This is a genomic window from Pontibacter rugosus (assembly GCF_042678745.1).
GTDB lineage: Bacteria > Bacteroidota > Bacteroidia > Cytophagales > Hymenobacteraceae > Pontibacter > Pontibacter rugosus.
Genome location: NZ_JBHTLD010000251.1, coordinates 1 through 6,174, shown reverse-complemented (window position 1 = coordinate 6,174; position 6,174 = coordinate 1). Strand labels below are relative to the sequence as shown.

The following is a 6,174-nucleotide window of genomic DNA, read 5'->3' as shown; positions in this document are numbered from 1 at the left end:
AATGATTTGCCTTCTTTTTACTAAAGAACAAAAAAGCCTCCTGATATATACTATAACAGGAGGCTTTTTTCTTGTAATATTTTTCTTGGAAGAGACTACAGGCCTAGTTTTCTTGCCGCCACCCGATATGCTTCGAACGCGGCGGCATTGGCTGGACTATCAGTAAAAATTTCAAGTATACCTGCGCCGGCGTTGGCTGAAAAGAAGCCTGGTAAAGCCTGCTCCAGCTCTCCCAGTGTTTCTACGGTAGTATACTTCAGGTTAAAATCGCGTGCTGTGTTCTGCGCGTTCAAAGCTTGTGTTGTCTCAAAGTATGGCGCTAGTTCCGGTTGCTGTTTAGGCCCATCTATCAATCTGAAAATTCCTCCCGCGTGGTTATTAAGTAAAATAATGCGCAAGTTGTCAGGAAGGTAGTTGTGCCACAAGCCATTGCGGTCGTAAAAGAAGGCCAGATCGCCTGTCAGCAGGGTGGTGATGCCGGGGTTTGTAAGGGCGCAGCCCACGGTTGTGCTGGTGCTGCCGTCTATACCGCTGGTGCCACGGTTTGCATACACGTGCACCTGCTGCTTTGCCTGTAAGCCGATAATGTTGGCATAGCGTACTGACATAGAGTTAGCTAAATGCAGATTGCTTTGCTCTGGCAGGTGTTGCAGCACACGCGCCACAACAGGCAGCTCACTGAAGGGGGCCCCGGCAGTATACTGCTGCAAAAAGTCTGCGGCAGCTTTATCCGCAGCTTTCCAGGCTTCAGAGAAAATAGTATTAACCTTTGTGCTGCCAGCCATACTTACGAAAAAGCTTTGGGACGAGCAGCGCAGTACCTTCGTCAGCGACTGAAAGGTGTCGGCAACCTGGCCTGCCGGTTGAATGTGCCAATGTGCCTGTGGCTTGTGTTGGCGCAAGTATAGCTTCAGCGCCTTTGAAATGATAGATTTACCAAAGGTGATGAGCAGGTCCGGCTGTAACTGTGCCAGCTTCTCTTTTGCCTCATTTACAAAGATTACATCCTGGTGGCGCACCAGGTCAGGCAGTTCATGTGTATTGCTGATAATGTCGCCCACCACTACAGCGCCCGTTGTGTCTGCAAAAGTCCGCAGACTACGCAGCAAAGCCTCATCGCGCTGATCGTGCCCGGCCAGTACTACAATTTTGCTGTACCGCAGTATTTTGTTTTGAAGGCTGAGTGCCTGCATCTGGTTCAGATCGAACGAGAGTGCCTGCTCCTCTATAATTTTAATTTGCTTGCTATAAACCAGTTCCTCACCGGGGGCAGGGTAAAAGGGCTCCCGCAGTGGCACATTTATATGAACAGGCCCTGCCGGAAAGCTTACTGTCTCATTAAGTGCTTCCGATACCAAACGCTCGCTGTGCCACGTGGCATCCGGGTGCGAAAAATCTACCGGAAAAGTATAGCTCTGCTTGATATGCTGGCCATACACCTTTTGCTGCCGTATGGTTTGCCCATCCAGTTGGTCTATCCACTCGGGTGGTCTGTCGGCAGTAAGTATAAGCAAAGGCACCTGCTGAAAATAAGCTTCGGCTACGGCAGGGGCATAATTCAATGCAGCTGTGCCAGATGTGCAAACCAACACAGTGGGCTTTCCTGTTGTAAGAGCCATGCCCAGTGCTATAAAAGCTGCTGCACGCTCATCGCTAACAGTTCTCACGTTTAGCTTAGGGTGCCGTGCAAAGGCAATGGTCAAAGGCGCGCACCGAGATCCCGGCGACAGCACTACATTTTGCACCCCTTTCAGGGCACAAATCTCGGCTATATTTACAACAGGCTGTATGATCACGATCTTAGTTTTGAATGAATGAATAACTGAATGACTGAATTTTGAATAATTGAATAGTTAGCTGGTTCTTCTATTCAATTATTCAAAATTCAGTCATTCAAAATTAACAAGACCTTCCGCATGGTTTGCATTTTATGCTCTGTTTCCTGCCACTCTTTCTGCGGGTCTGATTCTGCGGTGATACCTGCCCCTGCATAGAGAATAGCTTCCTGCTCCAGCAGCTCCATACAGCGCAGGTTAACGTAAAGGTGCGCCCCTTCTGCGCTGCCCACAGGGCCAAGGTAGCCACTATAATAGCTACGATCATAGCCTTCGTGGGCAAGTATAAACTGAAGCGCTGGCAATTTAGGTAAACCACAAACCGCCGATGTCGGGTGCAGCAGCTCCAGCATATCGGTGCCAAGGGTAGGGAAGTGTACTTCTTTCAGGTTTACTTTAAAATCAGTGCGCAGGTGCATCAGGTTACCGGCTACAATGGTGCGTGGGCCAACCTCTGTATATTCGCGCAGGCGCAGTTTCTTAAAGCAGCTTAGGATGTAGCGCTCCACCATGGCCTGTTCCTCAATTTCTTTTTGGCGCCAAATGGCATCTGCCACATTTTCTACGGCCTGCTGCGTTCCGGCAAGTGCGATGGTATGAAACACCTGCTGCTCGTTTACGCTCACCAGTACCTCCGGTGACGCACCCATCCAGGTGCCCACACCTGGTATGGCAACCAACGAAATAAATGCCCTTGGATAAGCTGCCGCCATTGTCTCAAAGGCAGCTGTAGGGGAAAAGTGCGGAGGTAAGGGCTCTAGTTTGTTTCGTGATAGCACCACCTTCTCCATCTCTTCAGCCTGTATGGCCTTTACAGCTTTGGCAACCGCGGTGGTAAAGCCCTGCTCTGTCTGGTAATGCTGGCTTTGTGCAGCTACAGCATCTGTATACCAACTGTTCTGATTTTCTGCTTCCAGCAAAGTATAAAAATGATCGAGTAGGTGCTGAGGGGTATCAACTACAGTTGTCAGGCTGCCATCCTGAAAATATACTTCTGCTTTAATAAAAGTATTAGGCTGTGGTGCAGCTGTCTGGAAAGGGCAAAAAAGAAAACCGAAAGGGCTGCTTTCCAGCTGAGGTTGGCCGGTAGTATAACCGGCACTTAATTGCGCACAGGCATGAACAGTAGTGGTATTGGGCTGTCGCCAAACAGCCACCGCTTTTTCTCCAGCGATGGCTGCCTGAAAGAATTTTTCTAATGTATAAGCTCGGGTTTCGGTACCCATGGTATTTTCTCCTGAGGCAGTTTTGCCTCTGATTGTTTATTTTTTATCGATTACGGCAACCGTCATGCGGCTGATGCAAACCAGATCACCGGCTTCGTTAGTGATTTTGGTTTCCCATACTTGGGTGGTGCGGCCAACATGTATGGCGCTTGCTTTGCCGTAAACCCAACCTTCACGCACACCCTTTAAATGGTTAGCATTTATCTCTAAACCAACACAGGCTTTCTTTGTTAAGTCCACCTGTAGGGCAGCGCCCATACTTGCCAGCGACTCGGCCAGCACCACGGAGGCGCCACCATGCAGCAGGCCCATTGGCTGGTGCGTGCGGTGATCTACCGGCATTTTACCGCACAGGTAATCAGCTCCTGTTTCAGTTATTTCAATACCAAGATGCTCAATCATGGTGTTTTTACACCACTCATTTACTTGGTCTAACGTATCAGTATTTTTATCCATACGGTGTGATGCCTAACTTGCACGCTGAATTAAACAAAAAGCAAAAGTAGAAGAATTTTGAGTATTAAGAAAGTATACCTCATTCGCCACGGCCAAACCGACTACAACCTTCAGGGTATTGTGCAAGGCAGCGGCGTTGATTCCAGTTTAAACGCAGAGGGCCAGCGACAGGCAGCGCTGTTTTTTGAGAAGTATAAAGATGTCGCCTTCGACAAAATCTATACGTCAACCCTTCAGCGCAGCATCCAATCCGTGCAAAAGTTTATTGACTTAGGCTTGCCACACGATAAGCATGCAGGGCTGAACGAGATAAACTGGGGCACACGGGAGGGAACCCGTATCACACCCGAGGAAGATGCCTATTATTTTGAATTACTGGAAACCTGGGGTAAGGGCGGCACAAGCATCTGCATTGAAGGCGGTGAAAGCCCTGAACTGGTGTGGGACAGGCAGAAGGAGTTTATAGACCTGATGCTGAGCAGGCCAGAGGAAGAGACTATATTGGTATGCATGCATGGCCGTGCCATGCGTATTCTGCTGTGCCAGCTGCTGCGGTACCCGCTGCGGTGTATGGATGAGTTCAGGCACCATAACCTTTGCCTCTATGAACTGGACTACACGGGAAGCATGTTTTCAGTTAAAAAATACTGCGATATAGCGCATCTGGAGCAAAATATAGTGTAGTAGCATATAAGTAACTGCATTAACTTTATATATTAAGGTTGATTGTGTAACTTGCCCTTCAGCAGCTATGTGAGTCAGTAGAGCATCAATAAAAAACCGCTTTCGCACCTTTATACATCATTTGTATGCTCTCATAGTTTGAATAAATTGATTTTAAATCTATTTTTGGGCGGATATTACAAGACCTATTGGGCGAATAAACAACACGAAATTTATGGCTGAAGTTATAAGAATGCCCAAGATGAGTGACACGATGACAGAGGGGGTGATTGCATCTTGGTTGAAAAAGGTGGGCGACAAAGTGAGCGCTGGCGATATCCTGGCTGAAGTGGAAACCGATAAGGCAACCATGGAGCTGGAGTCGTATGATGACGGAACATTACTGTACATAGGTCCTAAAAAAGGAGATTCTGTACCGGTTGATGCGCTAATTGCTATCATTGGAAAAGAAGGTGAAGACATTTCTGGCCTTTTGGACGGCGGATCTAACGGTGCTGCTGAGAAACCAGCTGCCAAAGAAGAAAAGAAAGAAGAAACGAAGCCCGCCGCAGCGAAAGAAGAGGCTCCTGCCAAAGTAGCTGACACAAGCAACATCAAAGCGAATGTTATCCGCATGCCTAAAATGAGCGATACCATGACAGAGGGTGTGCTTGTTAGCTGGCAGAAAAAGCAAGGCGATAAAGTGAAGTCTGGTGATATCCTGGCTGAAGTGGAAACTGACAAGGCAACCATGGAGCTGGAGTCGTACGAAGACGGCACCTTGCTGTATATAGGCGTAAACGAAGGAGACTCTGTAGCAGTAGATGCCATTATCGCTATTATAGGTGAGGAAGGTGCAGATTATAAAACGCTACTCGATGCAGCTTCTTCTAATACAGAAGACCGCCAGGAGAACGCTAAAACCGATGATGCTATCGAGGCAGGCGTGGATGCTGCAACTTCTGATAAAGTAGAAGAAACACAAGTACCAGCTTCTGGTGCTACAGAGCAAACAGGTGCTGATGCTTCAGACGAAGGAGGCCGTATCAAGGCTTCTCCGTTGGCAAAGCGTGTAGCGAAAGAGAAAGGCTTTAGCCTGACTCAGATTAAAGGATCTGGCGAAGGTGGCCGTATTGTGCTGCGCGATGTAGAAAACTTTACTCCATCGGCTGCACCGCAGAAAGCCGCTGCTCCACAATCAACTGCTCCATCGGCTGTGCCTGGTGTTCCGGCTGATGAGTATGAGGAAGTAAATGTGTCGCAGATGCGTAAGGTAATTGCGCGTCGTTTGGCAGAAAGCAAGTTCTCTGCGCCGCACTTCTACCTGACCATGGAAATTGATATGGACAAAGCCATGGAAGCACGTGCCAGCATCAACGAAGTGGCGCCGGTTAAAATCTCTTTCAACGACTTAGTAATTAAAGCTGCTGCTGCTGCGCTTCGCCAGCACCCGGCTGTTAACTCATCCTGGTTAGGTGATAAGATCCGTTACAACAAGCACATCAACATTGGTGTAGCTGTAGCGGTAGAAGAAGGCCTGCTGGTGCCGGTTGTGCGCAACGCTGACTTCAAGTCTCTGTCAGCTATCTCTGCTGAGGTGAAGGACCTGGGAGGCAAAGCTAAGACTAAGAAGCTTCAACCGTCTGATTGGGAAGGAAACACCTTCACTATCTCTAACCTGGGTATGTTCGGTATCGAAGAGTTTACTGCTATCATCAACCCACCAGATGCCTGCATCATGGCAGTGGGCGGTATCAAGCAAACTCCTGTAGTGAAGAACGGCAATATCCAGATCGGAAACGTGATGAAAGTTACCCTATCTTGCGATCACCGCGTAGTAGACGGAGCCGTAGGATCTGCCTTCCTGCAAACATTCAAGAATTTGTTAGAGAACCCAGTTCGTATACTGGTGTAAACTGTACAAATATAAATTAGTAAAAGCCGCCGCTCCTGCACTGGAGCGGCGGCTTTTTGTTTTAGCCAATTTTACGTGG

Annotated in this window: 5 protein-coding genes; 2 read left to right on the top strand and 3 right to left on the bottom strand. The window is 48.3% G+C overall.

All coding sequences use genetic code 11. From position 1 onward, the window contains the following. Positions 1-95: 95 nt before the first annotated feature. From menD to ACFQ2O_RS19075, 3 genes are all read right to left on the bottom strand, one after another. Positions 96-1,796, bottom strand: coding sequence for a 2-succinyl-5-enolpyruvyl-6-hydroxy-3-cyclohexene-1-carboxylic-acid synthase (gene menD / locus ACFQ2O_RS19085; protein WP_377531747.1), 1,701 nt, complete (start codon positions 1,794-1,796; stop codon positions 96-98). An 89-nt stretch (positions 1,797-1,885) separates the two neighbouring features. Next, entirely contained in the window at positions 1,886-3,061 is a 1,176-nt protein-coding gene (locus ACFQ2O_RS19080) for a chorismate-binding protein (protein WP_377531743.1), read from the bottom strand. 36 nt (positions 3,062-3,097) lie between these two features. Beyond that, positions 3,098-3,517 (bottom strand): hotdog fold thioesterase, encoded by a 420-nt coding sequence (locus ACFQ2O_RS19075; RefSeq protein ID WP_377531741.1) that lies wholly within the window; start codon positions 3,515-3,517, stop codon positions 3,098-3,100. Between the two features lie 57 nt (positions 3,518-3,574). Here ACFQ2O_RS19075 and ACFQ2O_RS19070 point away from each other — a divergent pair, with 57 nt between their 5' ends. Further along, a complete protein-coding gene (locus ACFQ2O_RS19070) occupies positions 3,575-4,201 on the top strand; it encodes a histidine phosphatase family protein (protein ID WP_377531739.1) in 627 nt (208 codons plus the stop codon). A 214-nt stretch (positions 4,202-4,415) separates the two neighbouring features. After that, positions 4,416-6,095 carry a pyruvate dehydrogenase complex dihydrolipoamide acetyltransferase gene (locus tag ACFQ2O_RS19065; protein WP_377531736.1) on the top strand — a complete coding sequence of 560 codons (1,680 nt, stop codon included), beginning with the start codon at positions 4,416-4,418 and terminating at the stop codon, positions 6,093-6,095. The last annotated feature ends 79 nt before the right edge of the window (positions 6,096-6,174 follow it).

Excerpts from the sequence above, each read along its gene's own strand:
- ACFQ2O_RS19075 (WP_377531741.1), bottom strand. The coding sequence starts at position 3,517 with ATGGATAAAAATACTGATACGTTAGACCAAGTAAATGAGTGGTGTAAA.
- ACFQ2O_RS19065 (WP_377531736.1), top strand. The coding sequence starts at position 4,416 with ATGGCTGAAGTTATAAGAATGCCCAAGATGAGTGACACGATGACAGAG.
- ACFQ2O_RS19080 (WP_377531743.1), bottom strand. The coding sequence starts at position 3,061 with ATGGGTACCGAAACCCGAGCTTATACATTAGAAAAATTCTTTCAGGCA.